The sequence below is a fragment of the Nocardia sp. NPDC050718 genome, assembly GCF_040654235.1.
Taxonomy (GTDB): Bacteria; Actinomycetota; Actinomycetes; order Mycobacteriales; family Mycobacteriaceae; genus Nocardia.
Window position 1 is genome coordinate 1,289,303 of the sequence record NZ_JBFAHQ010000001.1, and the last position, 26,486, is coordinate 1,315,788.

Annotated in this window: 31 protein-coding genes and 1 pseudogene; 16 read left to right on the forward strand and 16 right to left on the reverse strand. The window is 68.5% G+C overall.

Going from position 1 to position 26,486, the window contains the following annotated elements:
* Nucleotides 1-12: 12 nt before the first annotated feature.
* From AB0H54_RS05975 to AB0H54_RS06000, 6 genes are all read right to left on the reverse strand, one after another.
* Nucleotides 13-255 carry a helix-turn-helix transcriptional regulator gene (locus AB0H54_RS05975; RefSeq protein ID WP_357343079.1) on the reverse strand — a complete coding sequence of 81 codons (243 nt, stop codon included), beginning with the start codon at nt 253-255 and terminating at the stop codon, nt 13-15.
* The gene (locus tag AB0H54_RS05980) at nt 255-848 is read right to left on the reverse strand and encodes a DUF2975 domain-containing protein (protein WP_357343081.1); all 594 of its coding nucleotides are present in this window, start codon (nt 846-848) and stop codon (nt 255-257) included. The genes AB0H54_RS05975 and AB0H54_RS05980 overlap by 1 nt, the downstream gene beginning before the upstream one ends.
* Nucleotides 849-963: 115 nt before the next feature.
* Complete coding sequence (locus AB0H54_RS05985; protein ID WP_357344216.1) at nt 964-1,134, reverse strand: YbdD/YjiX family protein; 171 nt, start codon at nt 1,132-1,134, stop codon at nt 964-966.
* A gap of 110 nt (nt 1,135-1,244) precedes the next feature.
* On the reverse strand, nt 1,245-3,497 hold the full coding sequence (locus AB0H54_RS05990; protein ID WP_357343083.1) for a carbon starvation CstA family protein: 2,253 nt from the start codon (nt 3,495-3,497) through the stop codon (nt 1,245-1,247).
* A gap of 124 nt (nt 3,498-3,621) precedes the next feature.
* Nucleotides 3,622-4,032, reverse strand: a complete 411-nt coding sequence (locus AB0H54_RS05995) for a VOC family protein (RefSeq protein ID WP_357343085.1) — start codon at nt 4,030-4,032, stop codon at nt 3,622-3,624.
* Between the two features lie 4 nt (nt 4,033-4,036).
* The gene (locus AB0H54_RS06000; protein WP_355276464.1) at nt 4,037-4,879 is read right to left on the reverse strand and encodes a helix-turn-helix domain-containing protein; all 843 of its coding nucleotides are present in this window, start codon (nt 4,877-4,879) and stop codon (nt 4,037-4,039) included.
* A 219-nt stretch (nt 4,880-5,098) separates the two neighbouring features.
* On the opposite strand from AB0H54_RS06000, the gene AB0H54_RS06005 reads away from it, so the two are divergent.
* The 6 genes and pseudogenes from AB0H54_RS06005 (at nt 5,099) to AB0H54_RS06030 (ending at nt 11,254) form a co-directional block, all read left to right on the forward strand.
* On the forward strand, nt 5,099-6,010 hold the full coding sequence (locus AB0H54_RS06005; RefSeq protein ID WP_355276462.1) for a zinc-binding dehydrogenase: 912 nt from the start codon (nt 5,099-5,101) through the stop codon (nt 6,008-6,010).
* Nucleotides 6,011-6,090: 80 nt separating this feature from the next.
* Nucleotides 6,091-7,170 (forward strand): redox-regulated ATPase YchF, encoded by a 1,080-nt coding sequence (ychF, locus tag AB0H54_RS06010; RefSeq protein ID WP_357343088.1) that lies wholly within the window; start codon nt 6,091-6,093, stop codon nt 7,168-7,170.
* Between the two features lie 94 nt (nt 7,171-7,264).
* Entirely contained in the window at nt 7,265-8,353 is a 1,089-nt protein-coding gene (locus AB0H54_RS06015) for a hypothetical protein (protein ID WP_357343090.1), read from the forward strand.
* A gap of 41 nt (nt 8,354-8,394) precedes the next feature.
* A pseudogene (locus AB0H54_RS06020) lies at nt 8,395-8,673 on the forward strand (DUF933 domain-containing protein); the annotation flags it as partial.
* 236 nt (nt 8,674-8,909) lie between these two features.
* Nucleotides 8,910-10,010, forward strand: a complete 1,101-nt coding sequence (locus AB0H54_RS06025; protein WP_357343092.1) for a hypothetical protein — start codon at nt 8,910-8,912, stop codon at nt 10,008-10,010.
* Nucleotides 10,011-10,507: 497 nt separating this feature from the next.
* A complete protein-coding gene (locus AB0H54_RS06030; RefSeq protein ID WP_357343093.1) occupies nt 10,508-11,254 on the forward strand; it encodes a hypothetical protein in 747 nt (248 codons plus the stop codon).
* Between the two features lie 402 nt (nt 11,255-11,656).
* Here the strand turns inward: AB0H54_RS06030 and AB0H54_RS06035 are convergent, their stop codons facing one another.
* On the reverse strand, nt 11,657-11,977 hold the full coding sequence (locus tag AB0H54_RS06035; RefSeq protein ID WP_357343095.1) for a hypothetical protein: 321 nt from the start codon (nt 11,975-11,977) through the stop codon (nt 11,657-11,659).
* Nucleotides 11,974-12,570: a TetR/AcrR family transcriptional regulator gene (locus AB0H54_RS06040; RefSeq protein WP_357343097.1), complete on the reverse strand. Its 597-nt coding sequence runs from the start codon at nt 12,568-12,570 to the stop codon at nt 11,974-11,976. Before AB0H54_RS06040 ends, AB0H54_RS06035 begins: the two co-directional genes overlap by 4 nt.
* A 44-nt stretch (nt 12,571-12,614) precedes the next feature.
* Here AB0H54_RS06040 and AB0H54_RS06045 point away from each other — a divergent pair, with 44 nt between their 5' ends.
* Both AB0H54_RS06045 and AB0H54_RS06050 read left to right on the forward strand, forming a co-directional pair.
* On the forward strand, nt 12,615-13,469 hold the full coding sequence (locus AB0H54_RS06045) for a phytanoyl-CoA dioxygenase family protein (protein WP_357343099.1): 855 nt from the start codon (nt 12,615-12,617) through the stop codon (nt 13,467-13,469).
* 120 nt (nt 13,470-13,589) lie between these two features.
* Nucleotides 13,590-14,537 (forward strand): alpha/beta hydrolase, encoded by a 948-nt coding sequence (locus AB0H54_RS06050; RefSeq protein ID WP_357343101.1) that lies wholly within the window; start codon nt 13,590-13,592, stop codon nt 14,535-14,537.
* Nucleotides 14,538-14,544: 7 nt separating this feature from the next.
* Here the strand turns inward: AB0H54_RS06050 and AB0H54_RS06055 are convergent, their stop codons facing one another.
* Together AB0H54_RS06055 and AB0H54_RS06060 are read right to left on the reverse strand one after the other, a co-directional pair.
* Nucleotides 14,545-14,826 carry a hypothetical protein gene (locus AB0H54_RS06055; protein ID WP_357343103.1) on the reverse strand — a complete coding sequence of 94 codons (282 nt, stop codon included), beginning with the start codon at nt 14,824-14,826 and terminating at the stop codon, nt 14,545-14,547.
* Nucleotides 14,827-15,036: 210 nt separating this feature from the next.
* On the reverse strand, nt 15,037-15,462 hold the full coding sequence (locus tag AB0H54_RS06060; RefSeq protein ID WP_357343105.1) for a tautomerase family protein: 426 nt from the start codon (nt 15,460-15,462) through the stop codon (nt 15,037-15,039).
* Nucleotides 15,463-15,541: 79 nt separating this feature from the next.
* Between AB0H54_RS06060 and AB0H54_RS06065 the strand changes: the two genes are divergently transcribed.
* On the forward strand, nt 15,542-16,135 hold the full coding sequence (locus AB0H54_RS06065; RefSeq protein WP_357343107.1) for a TetR family transcriptional regulator: 594 nt from the start codon (nt 15,542-15,544) through the stop codon (nt 16,133-16,135).
* A gap of 18 nt (nt 16,136-16,153) precedes the next feature.
* Here AB0H54_RS06065 and AB0H54_RS06070 read toward each other — a convergent pair whose 3' ends face one another.
* Nucleotides 16,154-16,699 (reverse strand): MarR family transcriptional regulator, encoded by a 546-nt coding sequence (locus AB0H54_RS06070; protein ID WP_357343109.1) that lies wholly within the window; start codon nt 16,697-16,699, stop codon nt 16,154-16,156.
* 21 nt (nt 16,700-16,720) lie between these two features.
* On the opposite strand from AB0H54_RS06070, the gene AB0H54_RS06075 reads away from it, so the two are divergent.
* Entirely contained in the window at nt 16,721-16,858 is a 138-nt protein-coding gene (locus AB0H54_RS06075; RefSeq protein WP_357343111.1) for a hypothetical protein, read from the forward strand.
* 88 nt (nt 16,859-16,946) lie between these two features.
* The gene (locus tag AB0H54_RS06080; RefSeq protein WP_357343113.1) at nt 16,947-17,876 is read left to right on the forward strand and encodes an AraC family transcriptional regulator; all 930 of its coding nucleotides are present in this window, start codon (nt 16,947-16,949) and stop codon (nt 17,874-17,876) included.
* On the opposite strand, the gene AB0H54_RS06085 is transcribed toward AB0H54_RS06080, so the two are convergent.
* On the reverse strand, nt 17,859-18,470 hold the full coding sequence (locus AB0H54_RS06085; protein ID WP_357343115.1) for a class I SAM-dependent methyltransferase: 612 nt from the start codon (nt 18,468-18,470) through the stop codon (nt 17,859-17,861). The genes AB0H54_RS06080 and AB0H54_RS06085 overlap by 18 nt on opposite strands.
* 118 nt (nt 18,471-18,588) lie before the next feature.
* Between AB0H54_RS06085 and AB0H54_RS06090 the strand changes: the two genes are divergently transcribed.
* Nucleotides 18,589-19,650: a DoxX family membrane protein gene (locus AB0H54_RS06090; protein WP_357343117.1), complete on the forward strand. Its 1,062-nt coding sequence runs from the start codon at nt 18,589-18,591 to the stop codon at nt 19,648-19,650.
* 251 nt (nt 19,651-19,901) lie between these two features.
* The gene (locus AB0H54_RS06095; RefSeq protein ID WP_357343119.1) at nt 19,902-20,192 is read left to right on the forward strand and encodes a hypothetical protein; all 291 of its coding nucleotides are present in this window, start codon (nt 19,902-19,904) and stop codon (nt 20,190-20,192) included.
* 5 nt (nt 20,193-20,197) lie between these two features.
* Here AB0H54_RS06095 and AB0H54_RS06100 read toward each other — a convergent pair whose 3' ends face one another.
* Together AB0H54_RS06100 and AB0H54_RS06105 are read right to left on the reverse strand one after the other, a co-directional pair.
* Nucleotides 20,198-20,521 (reverse strand): hypothetical protein, encoded by a 324-nt coding sequence (locus AB0H54_RS06100; RefSeq protein ID WP_355276427.1) that lies wholly within the window; start codon nt 20,519-20,521, stop codon nt 20,198-20,200.
* Between the two features lie 19 nt (nt 20,522-20,540).
* On the reverse strand, nt 20,541-21,026 hold the full coding sequence (locus AB0H54_RS06105) for a MarR family winged helix-turn-helix transcriptional regulator (protein WP_357343121.1): 486 nt from the start codon (nt 21,024-21,026) through the stop codon (nt 20,541-20,543).
* A gap of 136 nt (nt 21,027-21,162) precedes the next feature.
* On the opposite strand from AB0H54_RS06105, the gene AB0H54_RS06110 reads away from it, so the two are divergent.
* Nucleotides 21,163-22,524 (forward strand): MFS transporter, encoded by a 1,362-nt coding sequence (locus tag AB0H54_RS06110; RefSeq protein ID WP_357344218.1) that lies wholly within the window; start codon nt 21,163-21,165, stop codon nt 22,522-22,524.
* 3 nt (nt 22,525-22,527) lie between these two features.
* Here the strand turns inward: AB0H54_RS06110 and AB0H54_RS06115 are convergent, their stop codons facing one another.
* Together AB0H54_RS06115 and AB0H54_RS06120 are read right to left on the reverse strand one after the other, a co-directional pair.
* Nucleotides 22,528-23,259, reverse strand: a complete 732-nt coding sequence (locus AB0H54_RS06115) for a helix-turn-helix domain-containing protein (RefSeq protein WP_357343123.1) — start codon at nt 23,257-23,259, stop codon at nt 22,528-22,530.
* A 65-nt stretch (nt 23,260-23,324) separates the two neighbouring features.
* Nucleotides 23,325-24,062, reverse strand: coding sequence for a helix-turn-helix domain-containing protein (locus AB0H54_RS06120; protein ID WP_357343125.1), 738 nt, complete (start codon nt 24,060-24,062; stop codon nt 23,325-23,327).
* Between the two features lie 418 nt (nt 24,063-24,480).
* Between AB0H54_RS06120 and AB0H54_RS06125 the strand changes: the two genes are divergently transcribed.
* Complete coding sequence (locus tag AB0H54_RS06125) at nt 24,481-25,065, forward strand: CHAP domain-containing protein (protein ID WP_357343127.1); 585 nt, start codon at nt 24,481-24,483, stop codon at nt 25,063-25,065.
* Nucleotides 25,066-25,253: 188 nt separating this feature from the next.
* Nucleotides 25,254-26,402: a hypothetical protein gene (locus AB0H54_RS06130; protein WP_357343129.1), complete on the forward strand. Its 1,149-nt coding sequence runs from the start codon at nt 25,254-25,256 to the stop codon at nt 26,400-26,402.
* The last annotated feature ends 84 nt before the right edge of the window (nt 26,403-26,486 follow it).

Consider the following 26,486-nt stretch of genomic DNA (forward strand, 5'->3'; position numbering starts at 1 on the left):
GGAAATCGGCCACTATCCCCGGTGACCCGATGACGGTAATTCGTAGCTGATGAGGTCACCCGGTTGGCATCGCAGCTCCCGGCACAGCGCGGCGAGGGTGGAGAACCTGATGGCCTTCGCGTGCCCGTTCTTGAGCACCGACATATTGACCACGGTGATCCCGACCCGCTCCGCGAGTTCGGTGAGGGTCAGCCCGCGCTCGGCGAGCAGGTGGTCGAGGTGCACGCGCACGCCCGTGGCTTCTTCCGGTGGCATCAGATCAGGCCCGCGGTGTCGTCGCGCAGCGCGGTGCCGCGCCGGAACACCTCGGCCAGCGCGACGAGCACCATCCCGGCGAGAAGTGCTGCGAGGGTGGGCGATCCGGCGTCGAGCGTGAACCGCAGCAGCACCAGATCGTGGCCGTCGAGCGCCCGGGACTGGAGTTCGGCCCTGGTGAACGCCGCGACCGTCGGAACCAGTAGCGCGCCGCCGAGGACCGCGCCCGCGACGGTGTAGATCCGGCGGACATTCGGCGCGACGAACGGGTCGCCCTGCGCCAGGCTCCCGACGATCCGCAGGACCGCGATCAGCGCGACCAGGACGGCCGCGGCGAGCAGCAGTCCGGGCGTCGCGAGCAGCAGTCGCTCCACGGCATCGGGCTGGTGGAAGGTGATCGTCAGGTTCCCGTCGACGGCGACGCTGACATCTCCCGAAGTCCTCGCGTCGACGACCGGCGCGGCGATGTCACCCGGCCGGTCCACGACGATCGTTGTCGGATGGCCACCGCCGCGGACGGGTACCAGCGCGGCGATCCACAGCAGTTGATAGACCGCGACGAGACCGGTGATCCCGATCGCGAGGAGAAGCACGGCCCGGAGTACGGCATTGTCGGTACCGGACCAGCGGAATGCGGATGACGTAGGCATGATCGGCCCCCCGTTTATCGTTTTTCGATATTAACGATAAACGATATGGAGGCCGATGTCAGCAGCAGCGGGTGGTCGGGTTCCGCTCGGCTTCGGCGTAGCGGTCGCGCCAGTACTGGCGTTCGCTGGGGATGGGGCAGCCGGGGTGGGTGCGCCGCAGATGGTCGACGTAGCGCTGGTAGTCCTGGCCGCCGTTGATCGCGCTGTACCACCGGGCGACCCCGCGCACGCCCGCCCACACCCGCGACAGCAGCGCCGGCGCGGCCGGGCGCGGCGCCGTGGCCGCAGGGGCGGGGGCGGCCGATCCGGTGAACCGGCCGCTCCCGTCCCGCGACACACTCACGACACGTGCGCCGATCCGGGTGCGGTCACCTTGCCCTCGGCGATCAGCACATCCCACTCCTTCTGCACGTCCTTCTCCGCGGCGGTCGAGACGAAACCGCTGGGCGCGAAGATCTTCGACGGCTGCTCCTCGGACTCGGTGCTCGACACCGTGCCCGACCGGATCGCCCGCGCGCACACGATCGCGCCGACCACGGTGACGATCAGCACCAGCACCGCGAACACGATCGAGAGCGTGCCCTGGATGAAGGTGTTGCGGATGGCGATGTCGACCTGCTCGGGCGTCTTCGCGGTCAGGCAGCCCGTGCCCGCCTCCTTGGCGGCCTGGCACAGGCTGTGCTGCTTCCAGTAGCCCAGCTTGGGATCGGCGGAGAAGATCTTCTGCCAGGACGCGGTCATCGTGACCAGCAGATCCCAGACCAGCGGAACGCCGGGGATCCAGGCCCACTTCAGCAGGCCGCGCTTGATGATGATGGTCAGCACGATCGTCAGCGCGATCGCGGCGAGCAGCTGGTTGGCGATGCCGAACAGCGGGTAGAGCGCGTTGATGCCGCCGAACGGATCGTTGACGCCCATCAGCAGCACGCCACCCCAGCCCGCGACGACCAGCAGCGAGCACAGCCACGCGCCGATCCGCCAGGACGGATCGCGGAACTTCGTGAACCCGCCGCCGAAGTTGCCCAGCGCGTCGGAGACCAGGAACCGGGCCACCCGGGTGCCCGCGTCGATCGTGGTGAGGATGAACAGCGCCTCGAACATGATCGCGAAGTGGTACCAGAACGCCTTCATCGATTCGCCGCCGAGGAACTTGTGGAAGACCTCGGAGATGCCGACCGCCAGCGTCGGCGCGCCACCGGTGCGCGAGATGATCGATTTCTCACCCACGTCGGCGGCCGCGTCGGCGAACAGTTCCGGCGTCGCGGGCGGACCCGACAGGCCGAGCGTATTCGTGTAGGCCGCGGCCTTTTCCGGGGTGCCGCCGGTGAGCCCGAGCGGCGCGTTCATGCCGAAGTACAGGTGCTGATCGATGATCGAGGCCGTGATGATGGCCATCACCGCGACGAACGACTCCATCAGCATGCCGCCGTAGCCGATCATCCTGGCGTTGGATTCCTTGGCCAGCAGCTTGGGCGTGGTGCCCGAGGAGACCAGCGCGTGGAAACCCGACAGCGCGCCACAGGCGATGGTGATGAACAGGAACGGGAACAGGCTGCCCGCGAACGCGGGACCCGTTCCGGTGTGCGCGAATTCGGAGACCGCGGGCGCCTTCAGCACCGGCATCGTGATCAGGATGCCCGCCGCCAGCAGCACGATGGTGCCGACCTTCATGAACGTCGACAGGTAGTCGCGCGGGGCGAGCAGCAGCCACACCGGCAGCACCGAGGCGAAGAAGCCGTAGGCGATCAGGCACCAGGCGATGGTGGTGCGCGAGAGGGTGAACCAGTCCGCGCCCCACTCGGTTTCCGACACCCAGCCGCCGCCGACGATGGCGGCCAGCAGCAGCACGATGCCGATCGCGGAGACCTCGCCGACCTTGCCCGGTCGCAGATACCGCAGGTACACGCCCATGAACAGGGCGATCGGGATGGTCATCGCGATGGAGAACACGCCCCACGGGCTCTCGCCGAGCGCGTTGACGACGACCAGTGCCAGCACCGCGAGCAGGATCGTCATGATGGCCAGGATCGCCACGATCGCGGCGACACCACCCACCGTGCCGAGCTCGTCGCGCGCCATCTGCCCGAGGCTGCGGCCGCGCCTGCGCGTCGAGGCCCACAGCACCAGGTAGTCCTGCACCGCGCCGGCGAAGACCACGCCGACGATGATCCAGATCGTGCCGGGCAGGTAACCCATCTGCGCGGCGAGCACCGGGCCGACCAGCGGCCCGGCGCCCGCGATGGCGGCGAAGTGGTGACCGTAGAGCACCCGCCGGTCCATCGGCATGAAGTCTTTGCCGTTGTCGTAGATCTCGGCGGGGGTGGCGACATCGTCGCGCGGCTTGGTGATCTTCCATTCGATGAACCGCGCGTAGAACCGGTACGCGATGATGTAGGTACAGACCGCCGCGATGACGATCCACACCGCGTTGACCGACTCACCGCGGACGAACGCGATGATCGCCCAGGCGATCGCGCCGAGCACGGCGATCCCCGCGAACACGGCCTTCTTGGCGGGCGTGATCGGGGTGCGATCGACGACACCGACCGGAGGCAAGTCCGGGTCGGTCCGCAGATATTCGATGGTCGCCATGTGCCAACTCTCCTGGTATAACGCGCAGAGCCTCGGGTGAAACATCGACAACGTAGCCGATCGGCCCAGCGCGCCGGACAGGATCACCCACCGTCGCGGCCAAGATGAAATTTTGTTCAGCGGGTCATTCGCCGCGGTAGGTGCCGAAGCTCCAGAGGTTGCCTTCGGGGTCGGCGACGGTGAAGCCGCGCGAGCCGTAGTCCTCGTCGCGCAGGTCGCGGATGAGGCGGGCGCCCGCCGCGATCGCCCGCGCGTGCAGCGCGTCGGGCTCGTCGGTGACCAGGTAGAGCGAGGCGGCGCCGGCGGGGCGGGTGCCGAAGGGGCTGTCGTCGCGACCGGTGGAGCCGAACATGATGCCGCCGCCCGCGGGCCAGCGCAGTTCGCCGTGTTCGACGACCGACGCGTCGTCCTCCCTGGCGTAGACGGCGACCTCGTCGAAACCGAAGGCGGTAGTGAGGAATTCGATCATGGCGCGAGCGTCGTCGAAGGCGAGGCAGGGCCAGACCGCGGTCTGGGTGTTGGTGGAAGTGTCCATGTGCTCAGCCTCTCGCCTCGGGGGCGTTCGGGTCTTGGACGGATGGAATCTCCTCGGCCAGCCAGGTCGTCGGGGCACAGCCGGCCAGCTCGGCGAAGTCGCGGTTCAGATGAGCCTGGTCGTAGTAGCCGCAGGCGGCGGCGACCTGGGCGATGGAGACATAGGACGGGGTGTTCGCCAGCATCCGCCGCGCCCGCTCGAACCGGATGATCCGCGCGGCCAGTTTCGGGCTCGCGCCGAACTCGGCGGTGAACTTGCGCGTCAGATGCTGGCGGCTCCAGCCGATCCGCTGCGCCAGCGGGGTGATCTCGCAGGTGCCGCCGGTGCCGACGAGGGTGCGCCAGGCCCAGGACAGTTCGGGTCCGGCGAGGGTTTCGGTGCGCGCCGCCGCGGTCAGCGCCCGATCGCAGGCGGCGAAGCGGCCGGGCCAATCCGGTTGTGACTGCACGGCATCGGCGAGCTGGTCACCCAGCGGTCCACCGGCGTCGGAACATTCGATCGAGACATCCCACAGCTCGCTCGCGGGCATGCCGAACAGGACCCGGCTGCCCAGCGGGGTCAGCTCGATCGCGATGCCCTCCTGGAAACCTGTGTGCGAGATCATCGCCGGGGTCGCCTGCAGGCCGCTGAGTACGCAGCGGTAGCTGCCGGGCGCCTGGTGCGGATCGGTGTGCTCGACCACGTCGATGGTCGGGCCGATGGCGACGATGAAGGTCATGTGCCGCGAGGGTAGGCCCCGGTGCAGGCCGGGTTCGAACCCCGCGAGCCGGTAGCCGATGTAGCGGTCGATGAAGGCCGCCAGGATCGGCGCCGGGGCCGCGGTCACCACCTCCGTGGTCGACTCCATACGCGTCACGCTACGCCGGAAACAGTGGCAGCGACCAGGGTCGTGAGCGATGTGGTGTGGCGCACGCGTCCCGCGCTCCCGTGCGGGGTAACCATTCTGTGAAGGTGCTCGCCGCGCCCGGTGCGCGGCGGTGAGATTTCGCACTCACAGGTCCGTGAGCTGTGGTTACGCGCACTCAGGCGGTTACCGTTGCGCCTTCGCCCAATCTCAGGAGGTGTCATGCGGCGAGTTCGGTACGAGCGCAGCGGTGGTCCGGAGGTGCTCGAGGTCGTCGCGGCCGAGGTGCCGGTGGCCGGTCCCGGTGAGCTGCTGGTCAAGGTCGAGGCCATCGGGGTCACCCTGTCGGCGATCCGGCGGATCAGCGGCCCGCAGCAGTTGCGGGCCGAGGTGGCCGGTGAGGTCGTCGCGGTCGGTGACGGTGTCGACGGCTACGCCCCCGGCTATCGCGTCGTCGGCCTGTGCGCCGACGCCTACGCCGAGTACGTCGTGCTGCCCGCCGACCAGGCCTCGGCCATCCCCGACGGCGCGTCCGCGGTCGACGCCGTCGCGCTGATGCGGAGCGGTCTGGTCGCGCTCGGCGCGCTCGACACCGCGGCCCCGCGCGAGGGCGAGACCGCCCTGATCACCGCCGCCGCCGGTGGCGTCGGCCACCTCGCCGTGCAGCTGGCCCGGGTCCGTGGCGCTGGCTGGGTCGTCGCGGCGGTGTCGGACGAGGCCAAGGCCGACTTCGTGCGTGGCCTCGGCGCGGACGAGGTCGTCACCTACGACCAGCTCCAGGCCGCCAAGCAGGCCGACTTCGCCCTCGACGGCGTCGGCGGCACCGGCCTGGGCGCCGCGATCGGCGCGCTCGCCGAGGGCGGCCGGGTCGTCACCTACGGCACCGGCGGCGGCCTCATCGACACCGAGGACCTGCTGGCCGGCGGCAAGACGCTGTCCGGTTTCCGGATCGGCCGCCTCGCCCAGCGCGACCCGGCCCGCTACGAGGACCTGCGCCAGGAGGTCTGGCAGTTCTACGCCTCCGGCCTGCTGCATCCGGTCGTGCACGCCGAGTTCGCCCTCGACGAGGCCGCCGCCGCGCACGCGGTCATCGAGCAGCGCGCCAACCTGGGCAAGGTAGTCCTGGTTCCGTGATCACCGTCGGCCCGCCCCGCCCGCGCGGGGCGGGTTCCGGTGGTTCGGTGACCGGCCGCACCGCGTAGACTCTGCTCCTCGTGAGCCTCACCCTCGGAATCGTCGGCCTGCCCAACGTCGGAAAGTCGACGCTGTTCAACGCGCTGACCAAGAACGACGTGCTGGCCGCGAACTACCCGTTCGCGACCATCGAGCCCAACGTCGGCGTGGTCCCGCTGCCGGACCCGCGGCTGGACAAGCTGGCCGAGATCTTCGGTTCCGAGAAGATCGTGCCCGCCGTGGTGTCCTTCGTCGACATCGCGGGCATCGTCAAGGGTGCCTCCGAGGGCGCGGGCCTGGGCAACAAGTTCCTGGCCAACATCCGTGAGGCCGACGCCATCTGCCAGGTGGTGCGCGTGTTCGCCGACGACGACGTGGTGCACGTCGACGGTCGCGTCGATCCCACCGCCGACATCGAGGTCATCGAGACCGAGCTGATCCTGGCCGACCTGCAGACCCTCGAGAAGGCCATCCCGCGCCTCGAGAAGGAAGCCAAGGTCAAGAAGGACCGCAAGCCGCTGCTCGACGCCGCCAAGGTCGCCCAGGAGTTCCTCAACGAGGGCACCACCCTGTTCGCCGCCGGCAAGAAGGTCGACGGCGAACTGCTGCGCGAACTCTCGCTGCTCACCATCAAGCCCTTCCTCTACGTCTTCAACGCCGACGAATCGGTGCTCACCGACGAGGCCAAGGTCGCCGAGCTCAAGGCCGCCGTCGCCCCCGCCGACGCCGTGTTCCTCGACGCCAAGGTCGAAGCCGAACTCCTCGAACTCGACGACGAGTCCGCCCTCGAACTCCTCGAGTCCATCGGCCAGACCGAGCCCGGCCTGCACGCCCTGGCCCGCGCCGGCTTCCACACCCTCGGCCTGCAGACCTACCTCACCGCAGGCCCCAAGGAAGCCCGAGCCTGGACCATCCACCAGGGCGACACGGCCCCCAAGGCCGCCGGCGTCATCCACACCGACTTCGAACGCGGCTTCATCAAGGCCGAACTCGTCGCCTTCACCGACCTCGTCGAAGCCGGCTCCATGTCCGCCGCCAAGGCCGCGGGCAAGGTCCGCATGGAAGGCAAGGACTACATCATGGCCGACGGCGACGTCGTCGAATTCCGCTTCAACGTGTAATCCGTTGCGCCTGGGGTGAATTGAAGGAGCCCCAGGCGCATGAATTGCTTCAGAGGCGGCACTGGGGCGTTCCTGTTCAGGATAGCATCTGCGGGTGCCAGGGGACTATGTCGCGACCGATGTGTGGGGCCTGCTGTCCGAACACAGGCTCGACCCCTTTCTCAAGGTTGCCGACGGCGACCGCGAGGCTGCTCTGGACCTCTACGCATGGTCGAGTCGAACAGCGGCGGTCTCGTTCGAGGTGGTCGGGCACCTCGAAGTGCTGCTACGCAACGCACTGGACCGGGAGCTTCGAACTCACTTCGATGAGATTTCGACCGGGATTCCGTGGTTTCTGATGCCGGTTCCCGACGGCGCCGATCTGTCGGTCGCCGTCGAGACGGTGCGGATGCGACTGCGCCCGATGAATCGTGAGTCGCGCCATCAGATCGTCGCCGGTCTCAGTTTTGGATTCTGGTCAGGTCTGCTCGGCCGCAAATACGAGCAACTGTGGCGGGACTGCCTCCACCGCGCCTTCCCGAACTCATCGGGACAACGCAAGCAACTCGCGTCAGCAGTCGAGGGTGTGCGCAAGTTCAGGAACCGGCTGGCACATCACGACAGTCTGTTGAACGTCGATGTTCCGTTCGAGATCCGACGGGTCCTCGAGGTCGCCGGGTACATCGACCAGTCGGCCGCGAAGTGGCTACAGCAGGTGAGTACGGCAATGGACCAGTACGCTCAGCGCCCGATCGCAGTCGCCGACACTGCTGTGGTGGCAGCGAAGGACGCTTGGCCGCTGTACCAGCGAAGCTATGCGTACGTCTGCCAACCGGGCCGCTTCTTCCGGCCGGTGGACCGGCTCGCCTTCTACGTCGACTCTCGCATTCAGGTCGACATCCCGCGCATCCAGCATCGGCGTGACAATGTCGATTGGTCGGAGGGCTCCGCGGATCGATTGCGCGCCTCGGCCGACCCGATAGACCGCAAGGTTGCTCGGGTAATCGACGAATCACGACCGGAGGGCTGGACCGAGGGAATCTACCAGGTCTTTCTGCTGACGCGCCCAGGCGATCCGGTGCATCGACAACTGGTCGACCCGTTGCCACACAACGGCATCGGTCGTGGTTCTGCATTCACTCAGCGCCAGCGCTACGTGTCGCTGCACGCGCTCGAAACCGCGGCCACGACAACTGACCTATGAGGTAAAGGTAGAACAGGCCCATCAACGAGACCGAGCTCGGCCTGCAGACCTACCTCACCGCAGGCCCCAAGGAAGCCCGAGCCTGGACCATCCACCAGGGCGACACGGCCCCCAAGGCCGCCGGCGTCATCCACACCGACTTCGAACGCGGCTTCATCAAGGCCGAACTCGTCGCCTTCACCGACCTCGTCGAGGCCGGCTCCATGTCCGCCGCCAAGGCCGCGGGCAAGGTCCGCATGGAAGGCAAGGACTACATCATGGCCGACGGCGACGTCGTCGAATTCCGTCGCAAAGTACCTTCACCGTCGAAGATCAAGTAGTACCGCCTACCTAATCGGCTGGTCCGGATTGCTTGGCATGACTTACTCGGCTGACGAGCGATGAGCCGGGACCCGCGAGGCGGGGTTGGTGGTGCTGAATACTGAATGTGCTGCCGGTCCGTTGGCATTAGAACCGTATCGCGGGAAGCTGATCTTCTGGTTGATATACGGGGCTACTGTCGTAGCTATGGTCCTTGGAAGCTGGATAGTGCGTGCCCTGCCAGCGGAGGCTTGTCGTGATCGGGAATGAGGATGACCATGAGATCGACCCCGACGACGACGTCTCGCAGGAGGAAGGGTCTGAGCCTGAGGAGCAGAGTAGGGACTGGGGCAGGGCGAGAGATGGTGATTTCAGCGTGCCTACAGGGTTCGCCCGGTCACTGCTCCCGAACACAGACGACTTCCTGGCCAGCATAGTCGCGCCTGTGCAGGAGCGGATGCGATCGTTGTTGCCCGCTCAGAAGGCCCTCGCGTCGATAAGCGAGCGGGTCCAGGAGATGGCTTCGATCGTCGCTACCATCCCTGCCTTCTCGATACCAGCGCTCAATGTTCCTGCGCTACAACAGGTTCCAGTCATCAGTACTGCGACCCAAGAAATGCTCATGGGGATTGCCGAGCAGCACACGAGGACTATGGAGGGCCTGCGGAAGGCTCTCGGGCCGCTTTTCGACCCCAAGGCGTTCCAGGGTCTCAACCGCGCCCTGCTGCCGCCCAACCTGAAGGAGCACGCGGATGAGATCTGGGCTAGCGACGTCCATGAGTTTGTAGAGCGGGAAGGTATCCCGCTCTACCTTGTACCGCGGGGCCGAACGGCGCTGCGGCTGCTGCGGGCGAAGGACCGCGCAGGACAGCGACGAGTGCTCGGCGACTGCTATGAGTCGCTTATCGAGGACTGTGCCGTAGTGCTGGAGCAGGCGGACCACGAGGTGATCAGAGATGAGTTGAGCTTTGCCCTCGACGGCCTCGGCGCGATGCGCGTCGGCCACACCCGGTCGGCTCAGGCCATGTTCACCGTCACCCTGGACACGTTGATCTACCGCTTCTACCCCGACCGGAAGGCCCGGGGGGTCATCACCAACCGCAAGAAGGGCGCTGGAGTGCCCGAGGAGATCGACGAGATGGGCGTCCGGGAAGCCTTTGTGTGGCTGCCGATCTGGAATGCACACGAGGAGTTCTGGAAGCACAAGGGCGATAGGGTGCCACACTACTACTCACGTCACGCGAGCGTCCACGGCGTCTCATCCCGTCAGTTCAGCAAGCGGAACTGTATCCAGGTGCTCATGCTCGTCACGAGCCTCATCGGCTACGCCGATCGGGTGGCCCGCGAAGCCGACTAATGCCTCCCCACGTGGATGAGCACGGCCTGAGGCGCCGTTGAACGAGCGACCTCGATAGTCAGCCGAGTACCGCTAAGCCTTGGTAGTCCCCCGCATGACTTAGCTGGTCGCCTCGGCCTCGGTCCTCGGGTGGGATTAGCCTGTGCTGTCGCAGGATGTCTGTCCTTGAGCTTCATCTGGCTGTGATCCATGATCAGGAGCATCTCGTCGACCTGCGTCGCGGTCTGCAGCCGGCCAACTCATGCGCGCGGCTCGCTGTCACCCGCTCAGTGAGACCGAATGCCGGCGACCTGCTTGTATTGGCAGCGCTGCGGCGAGTTGACTTTCTTGTCGGTCCACGCGGCTAGTGTGGCGGCTGTGGCCGACACGGCGGCCTTCGAGGACCTGACTATGTCTGGTCTCACACTCGAAACGGTGTATCGGGCATCTGGCGTGTCCCACTAGTGGAAGGTCGAGGTGCAAGGTGATTTTGTGCGTGGGCGAGTCGGGTCTGATTCATGGTTGAGGACGCCGCGGCCCAGAATGCCGTCGTTGCTGTCGAAGCAAAGGCGACAGGCGCCGGTGTCGTGGCGGCGAGTGTCGCGGTAAGGAACTACATGTCGGTGGCCCACCTGTGGTCTGCATTGCGGTCGGCTAGGTGCTGCGATGAGCGCGAACAGGAGCTTGTTGCTGCTGGCATCAAGAACATCGACATGGGACATCGCTCGGACGCGATAAACTCGGTTTTGTCGGCAGTCGCTTTTCTTGAGGGGTTCGTAAATGAGACTCTCGCGGATTCTGTACAGGCGCCGATGGTGTCGTATCGTACAGAAGGCCTGGACCTGTCCGCCCTGGAGCGAATGCGTGAGTTCTGGGTGACCGGTGTGATTCCGCTCGAACGAAAAATGAGTGTGGTCCAAAAGTTCCAACTTGTGCTCGTTTGTGCAGGAAAGCCTACTTTAGAGGCTGGGCGTTCACCGCTTCAGGCGGTGAACGCGCTGATAGAGCTCAGGAATGAGCTTGTGCATTTTAAGCCTGTGACGCAGGATATCGAAGAGAGTCATAGGATGTGGAAGCTACTTCAGGCGCGAATCACTCCGAACCGGCAATCCATCGGTAGTCCCTGGTATCCAAACAGTGCGCTTGCAGCAGGCTGCGCGAGTTGGGCGTGCGAAAGTGCGATGGAACTCGTCGATGATTGGCAAGCGAGGCTTGGCTTGGTTCACGACTACCGGGACACGCTAAGTGGCTTCGAAGCACCCTGATGCGGCCTGCCGAACAGCGCTGTCAACGGGCCTGGCATCTGTGCGGAACTAATCGATTCGCGGTTTGGATCGTCACCGGTGCAAGGAATTTGACACCGGGACCTCGGGGGCTGCTGTGCAGAATGAACTATTACCCCTTCATGCTGTCCCTGGATCGTCGCGACCAACTGGCCACGATCGGCGTCGATACGCGCATGGTTCGCCGATCTGACATTCGAGCACGGTGGCCCCTTGTGCCTGCTCGACCTCGGGGAAAAGGGGCGTGTGGCAATCACTCTCGGGTCGATCGATTGCCAACGCGGCGTGGTCGACTGGGACGGTCTGTACCTCTGACAAGGCACGGTGACGAACATCCGCACGCCGGTTCGGTGCGGTCTGTTGGATGCCCAGTGGTGCGGGGCGCTACCAGGTCGCGAAGATCCAGACGAAGAATGCTGAGGTCAGCAGGGAACTCGTGGTTGCCGCTGTCAGGGCGATTCTGATCTTCGGGCGGGTGGACCAGAGGACGGTGATGAGGACGAGTGTCACTGCGAGGGGAATCAGCCAGATGTCGATGAGCCACGGCAGGTTCCATCCGGTGGCGATCTGGAGGTCGAGGGTGGCGAGGAGGGTTGCCCGGTTGATCAGGTAGCCGGCGGCGCAGCCGAGTGCGACTTGTGCGGTGGCCGTGGCGATTCGGAATCCGCGTGAATGTGGACGGACGGCTGCGCGGCTGTCTTTCATGTGCCCCCCTGGCTCTTGGTGATTCCGAGGGTAGCGGCGGTCAGGTGCCAGAGGCGGGCGGTTGCTCGGTGCTCGTCGGTCGGGGGTGTGGCGCGGAGTTGCTGGGCGATGCCGTGGCGTAGGCCGCCGATGACGTAGGCGCCCGCGCTGTCGGGGTCGAGGTCGTGGGGGAGTTGGCCTAGGGATTGGCCGTGGCGGATGTTGTCGGCGGCCATGGCGCTCATGGTTTCGATGTGGACGGCTTCGAGTTCGGCGAGGTCGGGGTCGAGGGCGGCGCGGGTGAGGAGGATGGGGGCCAGGGGGTCGGCGTAGTGGTAGGCGACGAAGAGGTGGGTGCGTTCGCGTTCGCGGGTGGCCCAGTCGGCGTCGGCGGGGAGGTGGGCGTCGGCGATGGCGTGGCGGAGGCCGTCGTAGAAGCCGTCGTAGATGGCGGCGAGCAGGCCGCTCTTGGAGCCGAAGTGGTGATAGAGCGCGCCGGTGCTGAGCTTGGCGCGGCGGGTGAGCGCGCTCAGTTCCAGGACGCCGTTGCCGCGGACCAGTTCCTCGCGGGCGGCGGTGAGCAGTTGTTGACGTCCGATCGGGGCGCGTGCCATATTCGAAACATAACAGAACTCAGTTATGTTCAAGGGAGTGGCCGATGACCGGCGAAGTTTCCTCGTTGACGGACCTGGGTGGCGACCTGGCCGGGACCTATCGGCGGACCGCGAGCAGCGGGGCGACGGTCGATCCGGCCGTCGTCGAGGCGGATCTGGCGGCGGTGCTGCGCGACGGGTACGTCATCCTGCCGGACCTGCTCACGCCGGATCAGCTCGACGAGATCCGCGCCGCGGTGGCGCCGCTGCTGGATCGGCCCGGGCGCAACCAGTTCGAGGGTCACACCACCCAGCGGGTGTACAGCGTGCTGAACAAGACGGCGAGCTGCGACCGCATCGCCGATCATCCGCGCGTGCTGGCCCTGCTCGACCGGCTGTTCCAGCCGAACTACCTGCTGTCGATGCTGCAGGTGATCAATATCCTGCCCGGCGAGCAGGCGCAGATGCTGCACACCGACGACGGTTTCTACCCGCTGCCGCGCCCCCGCGCCGCGCTCGGCGCGGCCACGATCTGGGCCATCGACGACTTCACCGCCGACAACGGCGCGACCGACATCATCCCGGGCAGCCATCGGTGGGGCGATCGGCTCCCCGCGGGCGAAGCCCGCGAACCCGTGGTGATGCGTGCCGGGTCGTGCGTGTTCTTCCCCGGCACCCTGTGGCACGGCGGCGGCGCCAACCGCACCGATCGCCCGCGCCTGGCCGTCACCGCCCAGTACTGCGAGCCGTGGTTGCGGCCGCAGGAGGCGTTCACCCTCTCGATGACCCGTGACACCGTGCGCCGGGTCTCGGAGGACATCCGGCGCATGCTCGGCTACAGCATCCACCCGCCGTTCGTCGGCCAGGTCGACGGCATGCACCCGAAGCGGCTGCTCGAACCGGGCGCGACGCCGCGGTAGGCACCAAGGTGGGGTTCTGCGCACCCTCGGTGGTTCGGCGCCAGCACTCGGGGCCCTGATGACGGGGGCGGATTCGGCGGAGAGTTGATCCTGTCACCGTCAGCCGATCCGGAGGTCCCGATGTCGATCAGCATCACCGCCAACGCGGAGCGCCGGTTCACGGTCACCACCGGTGACGGGGTCGAGCTCGCGGTCCGCGAATACGGACAGCGCTACGCGGACCTCACCGTGGTCCTCCTGCACGGGCACTGCCTGCGCACCGAGTCCTGGACCGATGTGCGTGACACGCTGCTGCGCGAGCACCCCGGCGCGCGGGTCGTCTGCTACGACCACCGCGGCCACGGCGACTCGGCGATGGCGCCGCGCCAGACCTACACCCTCGAACAGCTCGGCCGCGACCTGCACGATGTGCTCGACGCGGTCGCCCCGACCGGACCGGTCGTGCTGGTCGGCCACTCGATGGGCGGGATGACCGTGCTGACCTACGTCAGCCAGTACCGGGAGGAAGTCGGCACCCGCATCGTCGGCGTCGGGCTGGTCGCGACCGCCGCGAACGGGCTCGCCGACGCGGGCTTCGGGCGGCTGCTGCGCAACCCGATCATCGGTGTCTTCCAGGCCGCCGTCCGGCGCGCGCCGCGGCTGATGCAGCGCGCGAAGCTGCTGGCCTGCAAGGTCTTCGCGCCGGTGGTGCGGACCGCCGAGTTCGGTGATCGCCAGGTCAGCGCGCGGGTGCTGGCACTGGCCGAGGCGATGCACAACGCCACCTCGATCGTCACGATGGCGACCTTCCTGAGCTCCTTCAAGGTCTTCGATCGCACCGACGCGCTGCCGACGCTGTCGACGATCCCGACGCTGATCCTGTGCGGCTCCGCCGATCTGATGACGCCGCCGTCGCACTCGATCGCCATGGCCGCCGCCGTCGACTACGCGGACTTCGTGCAGCTCGAGGGCGCGGGCCACTCGGTGATCCTCGAGCAGCCCGCGCAGGTCACCGACGCCGTCGCGCGCCTGGTCGCCCGCGCGAGCGCCGACCGGTTCGACGTCGAGAGCCTGGCGCTGGCGGCCTGATCCGCCGCTACGCCGACACTCCCAGCGGCGCCCGATGCAGGACGAGCTTGGTGGTGTGGGCGCGGTAGGCCGCGGGCGCGTCGTCCCAGTCGGCCAGCAGGGTGGTGACTTCCTCGGCCGGGAACCCGGTCTCGGCGACGAAGGCGAGCAGGTCCGGCAGATGCGGGCGGACATGAGAGACACCGATTTTCAGCGCGTTCGGGCCGGTGATCGACGTAGTCGACGACCTCGGCGCCCACCGCGACGCACTCGTGGCCGATCGCGAACGGACCGCGGAACGGGACGTCACCGCAGATGCTCGCGACCACCGGATCGATGAATCCGGCCCGCACGCCGACCTGCATGGCCCGGGAGACGTGGCGATGGATCGGCATGGTGTCGCCGTCGCACCGGGCGGCGACGAACGGGCGGACGAGCGCGTCGTGTGGCCCTTCCAGGACCGGATCGGGTCGTTCGCGCCAGGCCAGGTGGTTGGCGCGGACGAGGTGCAGCTCCCGCATCAGCCGCGGGCCTGGGCCGCGAGCGCTTTCAGTTCGGCGAAGCGGATGATGTTGCCCGCCGCGCCCCAGGTGCCCTCGGGCTGTTCGTGGATGAGGACCCAGACCCGGAGGGCGTCGGCCTCGGTGAGGCCGGCGGCGGCGAGGACGTCGTCGGTCACCTGCCGCACCAGACCGGCTTTGCGGCGGTCGGAGAGGGCGCCCGCGGGGACGGTGGCGTCGACCCGGAAGCGGGGCAGGTCGTCCTCGGCGGTGCCGAAGGCGCCTGCGGGCACCTCGTGGATCAGGCACCAGGCCTGGGCCCGGAAGAACGCCGTGTCCGGTGCGCCTTCCCAGGTGAGCAGGGTGGTGGCGAGCGTCTTCTGCAACTGCTGCCGGGCAGCGCCGGACAGGACGTCCGCGGGCAGCGTGAGCTGGATCATCGGCATGGGAACACCTCCGTTATAACGACTGTTATAAGTCCCGGACGGTACGCTATGACGGTCGTTATGGTCAAGGAGGTGTGGGATGGCGCAGTCGGATGCGCGTGATCGCTTGGTGGCCGGTGCCGCCGACATGCTGCGGCGTCGCGGCTTGAACGCGACCAGCGTGCGCGAGCTGGCCAAACACTCCGGCGCGCCGCTCGGCTCGACGTATCACTACTTTCCCGGCGGCAAATCGCAGCTGGCGGCCGAGGCGGTGCGGCTGGCGGACGCGCTGACGGTGCGCAAACTGACGGCGGAGTTGCCTGCCGGTCCGGTCGACGGCCTGCGCGCGTTCGTGGCCATGTGGCGAAAGATCTTGGTGGACAGCGATTTCCGGGCCGGGTGTCCGGTGCTGGCGGTGTCGGTGGAAGACCAGCCCGACGAGGACGACGAACCACGCCGCGCCGCCGCCGAGGCGTTCGGCCACTGGACCGTTCTGCTCGCCGACGCGCTGCGCGAGCACGGCGCGACCGACGACGCCGCCGAGCGGACCGCCACCCTGATCGTCGCCGCCATCGAGGGCACCGTCGCGCTGTGCCGTGCGCAGCGCAGCACCCGACCGCTCGACCAGACCGCCGAGGCGCTGGAAAGCGTCGTGCGCGGCGTCCTCGGCGCTACCGCCGACCAGCCGAACTGAACTCGACCGAGTTCCTATTCATTTATTCGAATCAGTCGGTTCCCGGCGGACTTTTCCGGAGCCTTTTCCGGTGCCCGCCGACAATTCCGTCGTATTTCGGGCGATGCGCCCGAAGGCGTCGGCGACGGTATCGAGTGCGATGTCGGTGACGGGTTCGACGAAGTGGTCCCGAACTATTCTCTCGTGACCGGGGAGCGCGGCTTCCACGGTCCGGCTGCCGGTCGGGGTGAGATGGGCGACGACGCCGCGGCGGTCGTGCGGGTCGGGCTTGCGCAGGACCAGATCGCGGGCTTCCAGGGCGCGGACCAGGTGGGTCAGCTGGCCGCGGGAGACGTGGACCCGGTCGGCGAGCACGCTCATGCGCAGGGCGTGCTGGGGTGCGCGGTGCAGGGCGAGCAGAATCCGGAATTCGGGAAAGCTCAGGTTGTGGCCCTGTTCCAATTGGCGGTTGACGACCTCGTCGAGATTGGACTTTCCGGCGAGGTAGGTGCGCCAGGCCAGTCGCTCCCGTGGCGTCAGCTCGTTGTCGCTCTCGTGCGCCGAGCGGGAACGCTCGTCCACCATGGAGCGGATATTACCGCCTTGATGTCGATCACACCCGACGCGCCGAAGCTATTTGTCGGTACCACGAACAGCGATGTCCGCGCGCTATTTGTTGAAGATTTCACTATCGCGGTGGCGGGGATTCCGGCCGCTCGGTTGGTGTGGGTCACTGCCATCTGAAAACCTTTGGCGCAGAGGTGATCTCGAGGGAGAAACCACCGGATAACCGTCCGAATCACGAAATGTGTTGGGTCAGGGGGCATCTGAGATGTGCATTGGAGAGGACTGGGCGCGACGGGTTTCGCAGGCCGTCGTCCCGGTCCTGGTGGAGTCCGGCGCGGAGCCGAGCTGCACGGGACGGATCGAATCACACCGGTTCCCCGGCTTCGATCTGACGATCCTGCGAGCCGGGCGGCAGACGCTGCGGCGCGCGCCGCGCGAGTCGGCACCGCGCGGCGACCAACTGCTGGTGAGCATCCAGCTCGAAGGGACCGGGGAGCTCGCGCACGCCGGGCGGACCATCCAGGTCGGTCCCGGCGACCTGATCGTGTACCGCGCGAGCGAGCCCTTCCGGTGGGCCATGCACGGCGAGTGGGCCCAGGTCGTGCTGCGGCTGCCCGCCGAGGTGCTCGCCGAGAGCCCGGCGTTCCGCGCGGCGCTGCCGCTGCACATCCCGGCCGCGGGTGCCGGCGAGGTGATCGCCCGGTTCTTCGCCGGTGTCGTGGCGCTGCCGCAGCCCGAGCAGGCCGGGCCGCTGGCGGCGGGCGGGCTGGATCTGGTGCGCTCGATCGTCGCCGCCTCCGCGCGCCGGACGGTGGTGCGGCAGGCGCGGGTCCTCTCGCGCGGCCAGCTGCTGGTGTTCCTGCGCAGGCACTTCACCGATCCGCTGCTCACCGTCGACGGCATCGCGCGCGGCTGCCTGGTCTCGCGCCGGACCCTGCACCGCGCCTTCGCGTCGCTGGGCACCAGCCCGGCCGCCATGCTGCGCCGGATGCGGGTGCGCCACGCCCGCCAGCTGCTGCTGCGCGACCGGGCGCGGTCGGTGGCCAGGATCGCCGAGGCCAGCGGATTCTCCTCGGCGCGGCAGTTCTACCGCGCCTTCCAGCTCGAGACCGGCATGACGCCGGGACAGTTCCGGGTGGTCAGGGCGACCTCGGTGCGGCTGCCCGCCCAGCCCGAACTACCGATGAGCGCGTGAGCAGGCCAGCGCGGCCAGCGGGCGGACATCACCCTCGACCGGGCGCTGCAGCCGTTCCCGTTCGGTGAAACCGGCCGCGCGCAGCACCTCGGCCAGCTCGTCGACCGGCCAGCGATAGGCCGCGGTCACCTTGTGCGGGAACACCTCGACCTGCTCGGCGCTGTCGAAGAAGCCGAGCACCAGGCGCCCGCCGGGCACGAGGACCCGGGCGAACTCCGCCAGGATCGCCGGCAGTTCGGCCGGGGTGAAGTGGATCAGCGAGAACCACGCGAGCACGCCGCCGATCGAGGCGGTCGGTGCGTCGACGGTGCGCAGGGAATCGACGCGGAACGGCACGTCCGGGTAGCGCGAGCGGGCGTGGGCGATGAACTCGGGGACCAGATCGACGCCGGTGACGGCGACGCCCGCCGCGTGCAGGAACTGGGTGAAGTGGCCGGGACCGCATCCCAGATCGAGGACCGGGCCGGGGGCGTCGGCGAGATGGCGTAATGCCAGGTCGGCGTCGTCGGGATGCAGGTCGGCGGGGCTGCCGAACAGGTCGATGTAGAGCTCGTGGATCGCGGCGTAGGCCGTGCGAACGGTGGTGTCGGACACGGCATCGACGCTAGCGCGGTGTGATCGGATCGTTGTGTGGATCGTTTGTGGTGCGGGGTCCCGGGTAGTCGAATGGGGAGGAGCCGTTCTCCCCAGTCGTAGACGAAGGGATCAGACGATGCCGATCAAGCCAGTCCGCCGTGTTGCCCGCACCCTGTTGGCGGCGACGTTCGTCGCCGGTGGTGTCAACGCGTTGCTGCATCCGAAACCGCGGGCCGCGGCCGCGGCCGCGCTCGCCGAGCAGAGCCGGGGGAGCCTGCCCGATGCGCTGGCCGCGCGGATTCCCGACGACCCGGGCCGCCTGGTCAAGGTCAATGCCGTCACCCAGATCGCGGGCGGCGTGCTGCTGGCCAGCGGCCGCGCACCGCGCCCGGCCGCGATGGTGCTGGCCGCGACGGTGATCCCCGGCACCGTCACCGAGCAGGACTTCTGGGCCGAGCCGGACCCGGATCGCCGGGCGGCCAAGCGCGCCGGGTTCCTCAAGGATCTCGGGTTGCTCGGCGGCTTGCTGATCACCGCGTCCGATACGGCGGGCAAGCCGTCGCTGGGCTGGCGGGCCAGGCAGGCGCTGTCGAGCCGGGAATCGCGGGTGGCGGCCGAGAGCGCGGCCATCGTCGGCGCGGCCAAGGTCAGGGGCGCGCACTTCGCCGAAGTCGCCGACGAGCGGGGCACGCAACTCGCCGAGATCGCCCGCGATCGTGGCCCGCAGCTCGCCGAAGCGGCCCGGGAGCGCGGTGCGCAGCTGGCCGAGGTCGCCAAGGAGCGCGGCCCGGAGCTGGCCGAGGCCGCGCGGGAACGGAGTGCGCAGCTGGCCGAGGTCGCCAGGGAGCGTGGTCCGGAGCTGGCCGAGGCCGCCAGGGAACGGGGCGTGCAGCTGGCCGAGGTGGCCAGGGAGCGTGGCCCCGAGCTGGCCGAGACCGCGCGGGAGCGGGGTGCGCATTTGGCCGTGGTGGCCAAGGAGCGTGGTCCCGCGCTGGCGGAGGTGGCCAGGGCGCGGAGCGCGCATCTTGCCGAGGTGGCCAGGGAGCGTGGGCCGGTGCTGGCCGAGGCCGCGCGGGAGCGGGGCGCGCATCTGCTCGATGTCGCGTGGGCGCGGGGCGCGCAGGCGGCCGACCTCGTCCGCGATCGGGCGGAGCGATTCGAGGAGGCGGCGCGGGAACGCCGGGCGGCCGCCCGCTGACCATGGAGCCGACGGCCTCGGCTCACCTCGGGAGGCGCTGACCCACACCGGTGTTCGGGTCTGCCCCGAGATCCGTGGTCTGTCGACGATGCCCGGTCCGGCGGAGAATGAACACGGGTCGGGCCGTATCGCCGAAAAATACCCGCCGAGAACCGTGCGAAATGGTCAATCCACGCGAATCGGGTTTGGCGGGTGTATTCGGCGTGAATACTGCATGTTCGCAGTGCTTTTCGGAGAGTGGGATTCAGCTGATGGTGTCCGGTCGGGAAACGTCCAAGTACGCAGTGCGCGCCGCCCTGGTGGGCGTCGCCATGACGATCGGGCTGCTCGGCGCGGCCGCGCCCGCCTCGGCGCTGCCCGGCTCGGGCTCGGCGACCGGTTCGGCCACGGGCTCGGCGGATCTGGCCTCGGGCTCGGCGGGCGGATCCTCGGGCGGCGCGGCCGCGGCGGGCGCCGCGGGTGCCTACCTGACCTGGCAGTCGTCGCAGTTCATCCAGAAGGCGATCCAGATGTTGCTCGCGGTGCCGCGTAATCAGCTGTAGGACAGCTACTTCCAGGCCCGTTCCCAGCGTTCCGCCGCCCAGTCCCGCACGTCGGGGCTGAGCGCGATCGCGGGCAGCAGCAGCGCGAAGCCGATGATCAGCACGGCCAGCCGGACCCAGACGCTGAGTTCGGCGACGGCGCGCAGCAGCGCGGGCAGGACACAGATCACCGCGAGCACGACGAGGACGACGGCCGCGAGATTGCGGCCGGGGCCGGCGATCAGCGCGGCGCAGGTGCCGAAGCACAGGCCGAGGACCAATCCGCCGACGCCGACGAAGTAGTTGTCCCAGGCGAGCCAGCTCGGGCGGGTAGACCGTTGAGTGACCACGCGGCGGAGCTTAGCGCGCTCAGTCGTGCGCGCGCGGCGGTCTCGGCCACGGGTTTTCCTCGATCCGCTCGACCGAGTGGTTGAACTTCTGCATGAGCCTGCTCAATTCGGCGACGTCCTCGGCGTCCCAGTCGGCGACGACCACGCCGATCCCCGCGGCCCGGTGTTTCTGATCGGCGGCCAGCGCGGCCTTGCCCTCGGCGGTCGCGCGCACCTTCCTGGCGACGCCGCCCTCCGGATCGGGCACCCGCTCGACCAGATCCTGCTTCAGCATCGCGCCGACCTGGCGGTTGATGGTGGAGATGTCCAGCTGGAACGCCTCCGACAGTTCGCGCAGGCTCAGCGGTTCGCCCAGGTCGAGGCGGGTGAGGATGAGGAACGCGGAGCGGTCGAGCGCGAAGCCGGGGCGGCGGCGCGTCGTGGTGGGGAAGTGGCGCGAGATCAGGTTCAGCTCGAACACCAGGCGGGTGAACGGGGTGTCGTCGGCGGGGCCGGAATCGGACATGTGCCAACTATGTCGCGTGGATCACCGCGAATCCAAATTGTGTACTATACACATGCTGTGTACGGTGCATAACGTGTCCGTTACCGCAGCCGACGTCACGCCGGCCCCTCCCGAAACCCGCGGCGTCACGCCGGCCGTGCTCATCGCGGTGCTCAGTACCGTCGGTGTCGTCGTCTCGCTCATGCAGACGCTGGTCATCCCGATCATCCCGTCGCTGCCCGGCCTGCTGAACACCTCGGCGTCCAACGCCTCCTGGGTGGTCACCGCGACCCTGCTGGCCGGCGCGGTCTCCACGCCCATCTCGGGCAAACTCGGCGACATGTTCGGCAAGCGGCTGGTGCTCGTCGTCAATCTCGGCTTCATGATCGTCGGCTCGGTGATCTGCGCGAGCTTCTCCTCGCTGCTGCCCGAGATCGTCGGCCGCTCGCTACAGGGCGCCGCGGTGGGCGCGATCCCGCTGGGCATCAGCATCATGCGCGACGAGCTGCCCGCCGAGAAGGTCGGCGGCGCGATGGCCGTGATGAGCGCGACCCTGGGCGTCGGCGGCGCGATCGGGCTGCCGTTCGCGGCCGTCATCGCGCAGAACGCGAACTGGCACGTGCTGTTCTGGACCGCCGCCGGGCTCGGTGCGCTGTGCGCGGTGCTGGTGTTCGTCTTCGTGCCGGAGTCGCCGGTGCGCACGCCCGCGCGCTTCGACTTCGGTGGCGCGATCGGTCTGTCCATCGCCCTGCTCACGCTGCTGATCGGCATCACCAAGGGCGCCGACTGGGGCTGGGCCAGCGCGTCCATCCTGTCGCTGTTCGCCGTCTCGCTGGCGAGCTTCCTGCTCTGGGGTCTCTACGAACTGCGGCAGTCCGCGCCGCTGGTCGATCTTCGGGTGTCCGCGCGGCCGCGGGTGCTGTTCACCAACCTGGCCTCGATCGCGGTCGGGTTCGCGCTCTACGGCATGTCGCTGACGTTCCCGCAGCTGCTGATGGCGCCGGAGGCGACCGGCTACGGCTTCGGTTTGTCGATGGTCGTCGCCGGTCTGGCGATGGCGCCGACCGGGCTGGTCATGATGCTGCTCTCGCCGGTCTCCGCGCGGCTGTCGGCGAAGAAGGGTCCCAAGCTGACGCTGGCCCTCGGCTCGGCGGTGATCGGCATCGGCTACCTGTGCGCGGTGGTGATGATGGACAGCGTCTGGCAGATCGTGCTGTCGGCGGTGATCGTCGCCGGTGGCGTCGGCCTGGCCTACGCCGCGATGCCCGCGCTGATCATGGGCGCGGTGCCGATCAGCGAGACGGCCGCGGCCAACGGCCTGAACTCGCTGATGCGCTCGATCGGTACCTCCACCTCGGCGGCGGTGATGAGCGTGGTGCTCGCGCACATGACCATGCAGCTCGGCCCGCACGTGCTGCCCTCGCGCGAGGGTTTCCACACCGCCTTCTTCATCGCGATGGCGGGCGCGGCGGTGGCGATCGTGCTCACCGCCTGCATCCCGGTCCGCAAGACCGACTGACGCTCAGCCGGCCGGGATCGGCGCGTAGACGACCAGCGACCAGTCCCGGCGCGGCACCAGCGACGAGCCGAGCGAGTGCACGGTCATCGCGGTGGTCGCGCCGGTCGCCGGGTCGCGCAGGTACATGACCGGTCCGTCGAGACTGTGCGCCCCGGCCGGGTCGGTGGTCCAGAACTTCGTCCACTCGGGCGCCTGCGCGCAGGTCTCGACGATCTCGGCGATCCGGCGCTCCGGGGCCAGGCCGGGTCCCATGAGCCGGAAACCGTAGATGCACATGTGGGTCTGCTCGTCCCAGTCCACCAGCGCGGTCTTGGCGCGCGGGTCGAGCAGCATCCACTCGAGCATCGAGGCGCCCGCCTCCAGGCCGGGGAACCACTGCCGCCACGCCGCGTTGGTGGCCACCACGTCGAACGTCGGGTGCATCTGCAGGCTGGCCGGATGGGTGATCCCGTCGAGCAACACCAGGTCGGCCGGACGCACCAGGGGTAGCGGCACGGATTCGTAGCGGGCCGCGATCGCGAGCGAGATCAGGTGATCGCGCATCACATCGGGGACGGTGAGCGCGTCGAACAGCGCCGTCAGCGCCTCGAGGGTCGGCGGCCGGGTGCCCTGCTCGATCTTCTGGATGAGCGCGGGCGAGATCCCGGCGACGGCGCTGAGCGCCGCGCGGGTCAGGCCCGCCGACTCGCGGCGTTCGCGCAGGTACCGGGCGATCGGCGGATGCGGATTCTCCAACGTCGCAGTTCCTCTTTCGGGCCGGTGGACTCGGGGCGGGCGGCCGGCGTGGCCATGGAAAGAGACTAGGTGGTCCCCTTCGGCACCATGACCACCAGCGACCAGGTGCGCTGTGGCAACGTGAAATCGAGGTTGTGCATCGCCATCGCGGTGGGCTCGCCGGTGTCGACATGCCGGACCACCAGCTCCGGCGACTCGATGCCGTAGGGCGGCGGCGGCTCCGTCGACCACAGCGCCTGCCACTCCGGCGCCCGCGCGCACGACGCGATGAGCTCGTCGATCCGCGCCTGTGGCACCACGCCGGGGCTGATCACCCGGAAGCTGTAGACGCTCATGTGGATCTGCCGCTCCCAGTGCAGGACCACCGTCCGCGCCGCCGGGTGCAGCAGCATCCACTCCAGCAGGGTCGTGCCCGGCTCCAGCCCGGGGAACTGCCGGGCCCAGGCGTCGTTGACGGCGAGCACGTCGAAGGTCGGGAACCGCTGCATGCTGGCCGGATACGCGAAGCTGTCGAGCAGGAGCTGATCGGTCGCCGAGACCGGGGTCTGCACCGGCGGCTCGGGTTTGTCGAAGCGGTGCGACAGCGACAGCGACACCAGGTGGTCGCGGATCAGGTCGGGGACCTGCAGCGCGTGGCACAGTGCCGTGAGCGCCTCCAGCGTGGGCGAGCGGGTGCCCTGCTCGATCTTCTGGATGAGCGCCGGTGAGACGCCGGCGAGGCCGCCGAGCGCCGTTCTGGTCAGGCCGGCCGTCTCGCGTCGTTCGCGGAGGTACCGCGCGATCGGCGCATGCGGATCTTCCACGCGCGATCCCTTCGGGCAATCATTGGGACAAACTGGGACAGTCGTCTAGCTTGACCGACAGTAAAGCGTTCGCAAAAATTCTCACAGCCGGACGGGACAGCGCCCGGCTGACTGTCCATCGCTTCCCGGTGATCCAGGCCGGTGAACGCGCTGGTCAAGACTGTGTGTTCCGGAGCGGTACGTGTTCGCAACCACGTCCGCGCCCCGCGCGTGGACGTCGCCGGAGGGGACGGCACGCACGCTGGATGCGCGCCGAGAGCGCGGTAGCGAGCCGATACCCGGGTGGCGCAGGGGTCCACCCGGTGATCGTCTCCCGCCCGGCCCGCTCCGGAGCACACAAATTCGCTTCCCGATCCGGGAACCGCGACCGCCTCCGGTTCGTCTTAGAGGACAGAAGACAGATCGAAAGCGGGGGGCGATGACGCAACTGCAAGCCGAACGTACCGGTCGCCGGGGGCGCTGGGCGCTCGGCATCTCGGGATTGCTCGCGGCGACGGCGGTCGTCGTCGTCGGACTCGTGTGGTGGCAGCACGACTGGGGCGAGCAGTTCCCCGCGCTGGACAGCGAGCACCTCGACGAACAGCAGATCGCCCTGGTCGACGTGCTGCGCCAGGAATACGACCGCCCCGGCGCGGGCACGAAGTACGCCGAGGGCGTCGAAGAGGCCTGGTGCGCCGACTTCGTCAGCTGGACGATGCGCGCGGCGGGCAGGCCGCTGGCCAATCCGAATTCCGGGTCCTGGCGCATCCCCGGCGTCTACACGCTGACCGAGTACTACCAGCAGGTCGGCCGGTTCACCCCCGGCAATGTCGGCTACCGGCCCCGGACCGGCGATGTGGTGCTCTACGGCCCGGACAGCCCGCTCGGCCAGCACACCAACATCGTGCTGAAGGCCGAGGGCGACACGATCACCACGATCGGCGGCAACGAACTGGGCGGGGTACGGGTGCGGACCATCCGACCGGCCGAAACCGCTGATCTGGTCGGTTATGGGCGTTTCTGAAATCGATTGTCGCTCAAGACAACTGCCATGAACCTGGACGGCGGTACCACGCGGGTACCCGTACGATGGAAGCGGTGGCGCCCGGCAGCGCCCCGGCCGACCCCTCCGTCCTGCTTCCCCCTCATCGGCAGGACGGGGGAGTTGTGCCATTACCCGGGGGTTTCCCTCCGTCACGTACGGTGTCCGATGTGCGCGCGAAGGTGACCGAGGACGCTCGTCGAGACCCGAGGTGGATCGACTATGCCGATTTCGGCGAGCGCTTCGTCACCTACGCGGTGACCGAGGAGCGCATCGCCGCGGCGGTCGCGGGCATGACCGGCCGCGGTGTCACGATCGGGCCGTTCTCCCTCGGCCCCGCCGGACTGGCCGGATTCGTCGCCGAGGGCACCCTCGGCACCCCCGCCGTCACCCGCAATCCCGGTGACGCGCTGGCCTTCAACGTCCGCGTACCGCTCACGCTGGCGGTCAACCTCGTGCTCGGCGGGCGCAAACTGCGCCTGGCCGCCGTGGTCGAGATCGGGCTGAACCTGCACGCGCGCACCGCGCAACCACTGCTGGTGGTGATCGACGTGGCGCCAGTGACCGCCAGGGACGTGAGCTTCACCCTGCGTGCCGAGGCCATCGACACCGCCTGGGAGATGCTGCTCGACCCGATCGCCGGTCTCGTGCAGCGCGAGGTCGCGAACCGGGTGAACGCCATCGTCGGCGATCCGAAGGTCCGCTCCGAGCGGGTCTTCGACATCGAGGCCATCCTCGACGGCTACCGCTCGCCGCACCGCAACGACACCGTCTTCGAGTGGATCGACTTCCGCGAGTTCGGCCTGCGGTTCTTCACCCACATCGTCACCAGGGACCGCGTGCACGACGTCGTCGCGCAGATGGCGGGCAGCGAGATCGTGGTCGGGCCGCTCTCGGAGGGCCCGCGCGGCGCGGCCACGGTGACCGTGCGCGGCGCGATCGAGCAGCCGCGCGTGATCGATCGCGGGGTGGGCGACCCGGGTGACCCGCGCGTGTTCGACATGACCCTGCCCGTCGGCCTCGACATCACCGTCGACGTGCTCAAGGCCAACCACTACCGCGCCGACCTGGAGATTCCACTGGTCCTCACGGCCAAGGCCGCCGAGCCGTTGCAGATCGTCATCGATGTGCCGCCGCCCGCGGTCGAGGACATCTCGATGGAGTTCACCGCCAAGGGGCTGCGCGCGGCCACGCTGGCCCGGCTGGCCGGGATCAAGCGGCAGGTGGTGGCGCAGGTCGTCGCCGTGGTCAGCACCGAGCTGGCCGACCCGTCGACCCGCACGATCGACGTGGGCGCGGCCATCGACAGCGCCACCTGACCCGTGTGACAGCTGGGACGAAAGTGACCTTTGGTTCTGGCGGTTCTCCTGTGGTTGTGGTGAAATGAGTGCACGTTCGAGGCT

What these genes read in the sequence shown, in the direction of transcription:
- AB0H54_RS06040 (WP_357343097.1), bottom strand. Translation starts at nt 12,570, where the DNA reads ATGGCACGCGCCCCGATCGGACGTCAACAACTGCTCACCGCCGCCCGC.
- AB0H54_RS06125 (WP_357343127.1), top strand. Translation starts at nt 24,481, where the DNA reads ATGACGCAACTGCAAGCCGAACGTACCGGTCGCCGGGGGCGCTGGGCG.
- AB0H54_RS06030 (WP_357343093.1), top strand. Translation starts at nt 10,508, where the DNA reads ATGGTTGAGGACGCCGCGGCCCAGAATGCCGTCGTTGCTGTCGAAGCA.
- AB0H54_RS06050 (WP_357343101.1), top strand. Translation starts at nt 13,590, where the DNA reads ATGTCGATCAGCATCACCGCCAACGCGGAGCGCCGGTTCACGGTCACC.
- AB0H54_RS06000 (WP_355276464.1), bottom strand. Translation starts at nt 4,879, where the DNA reads ATGGAGTCGACCACGGAGGTGGTGACCGCGGCCCCGGCGCCGATCCTG.
- AB0H54_RS06005 (WP_355276462.1), top strand. Translation starts at nt 5,099, where the DNA reads ATGCGGCGAGTTCGGTACGAGCGCAGCGGTGGTCCGGAGGTGCTCGAG.
- AB0H54_RS06035 (WP_357343095.1), bottom strand. Translation starts at nt 11,977, where the DNA reads ATGAAAGACAGCCGCGCAGCCGTCCGTCCACATTCACGCGGATTCCGA.
- AB0H54_RS06090 (WP_357343117.1), top strand. Translation starts at nt 18,589, where the DNA reads ATGCCGATCAAGCCAGTCCGCCGTGTTGCCCGCACCCTGTTGGCGGCG.
- AB0H54_RS05995 (WP_357343085.1), bottom strand. Translation starts at nt 4,032, where the DNA reads ATGGACACTTCCACCAACACCCAGACCGCGGTCTGGCCCTGCCTCGCC.
- AB0H54_RS06105 (WP_357343121.1), bottom strand. Translation starts at nt 21,026, where the DNA reads ATGTCCGATTCCGGCCCCGCCGACGACACCCCGTTCACCCGCCTGGTG.
- AB0H54_RS06075 (WP_357343111.1), top strand. Translation starts at nt 16,721, where the DNA reads ATGTCGATCACACCCGACGCGCCGAAGCTATTTGTCGGTACCACGAAC.
- AB0H54_RS05975 (WP_357343079.1), bottom strand. Translation starts at nt 255, where the DNA reads ATGCCACCGGAAGAAGCCACGGGCGTGCGCGTGCACCTCGACCACCTG.
- AB0H54_RS06045 (WP_357343099.1), top strand. Translation starts at nt 12,615, where the DNA reads ATGACCGGCGAAGTTTCCTCGTTGACGGACCTGGGTGGCGACCTGGCC.
- AB0H54_RS06095 (WP_357343119.1), top strand. Translation starts at nt 19,902, where the DNA reads ATGGTGTCCGGTCGGGAAACGTCCAAGTACGCAGTGCGCGCCGCCCTG.
- AB0H54_RS06060 (WP_357343105.1), bottom strand. Translation starts at nt 15,462, where the DNA reads ATGCCGATGATCCAGCTCACGCTGCCCGCGGACGTCCTGTCCGGCGCT.
- AB0H54_RS05990 (WP_357343083.1), bottom strand. Translation starts at nt 3,497, where the DNA reads ATGGCGACCATCGAATATCTGCGGACCGACCCGGACTTGCCTCCGGTC.
- AB0H54_RS06065 (WP_357343107.1), top strand. Translation starts at nt 15,542, where the DNA reads ATGGCGCAGTCGGATGCGCGTGATCGCTTGGTGGCCGGTGCCGCCGAC.
- AB0H54_RS06070 (WP_357343109.1), bottom strand. Translation starts at nt 16,699, where the DNA reads ATGGTGGACGAGCGTTCCCGCTCGGCGCACGAGAGCGACAACGAGCTG.
- AB0H54_RS06080 (WP_357343113.1), top strand. Translation starts at nt 16,947, where the DNA reads ATGTGCATTGGAGAGGACTGGGCGCGACGGGTTTCGCAGGCCGTCGTC.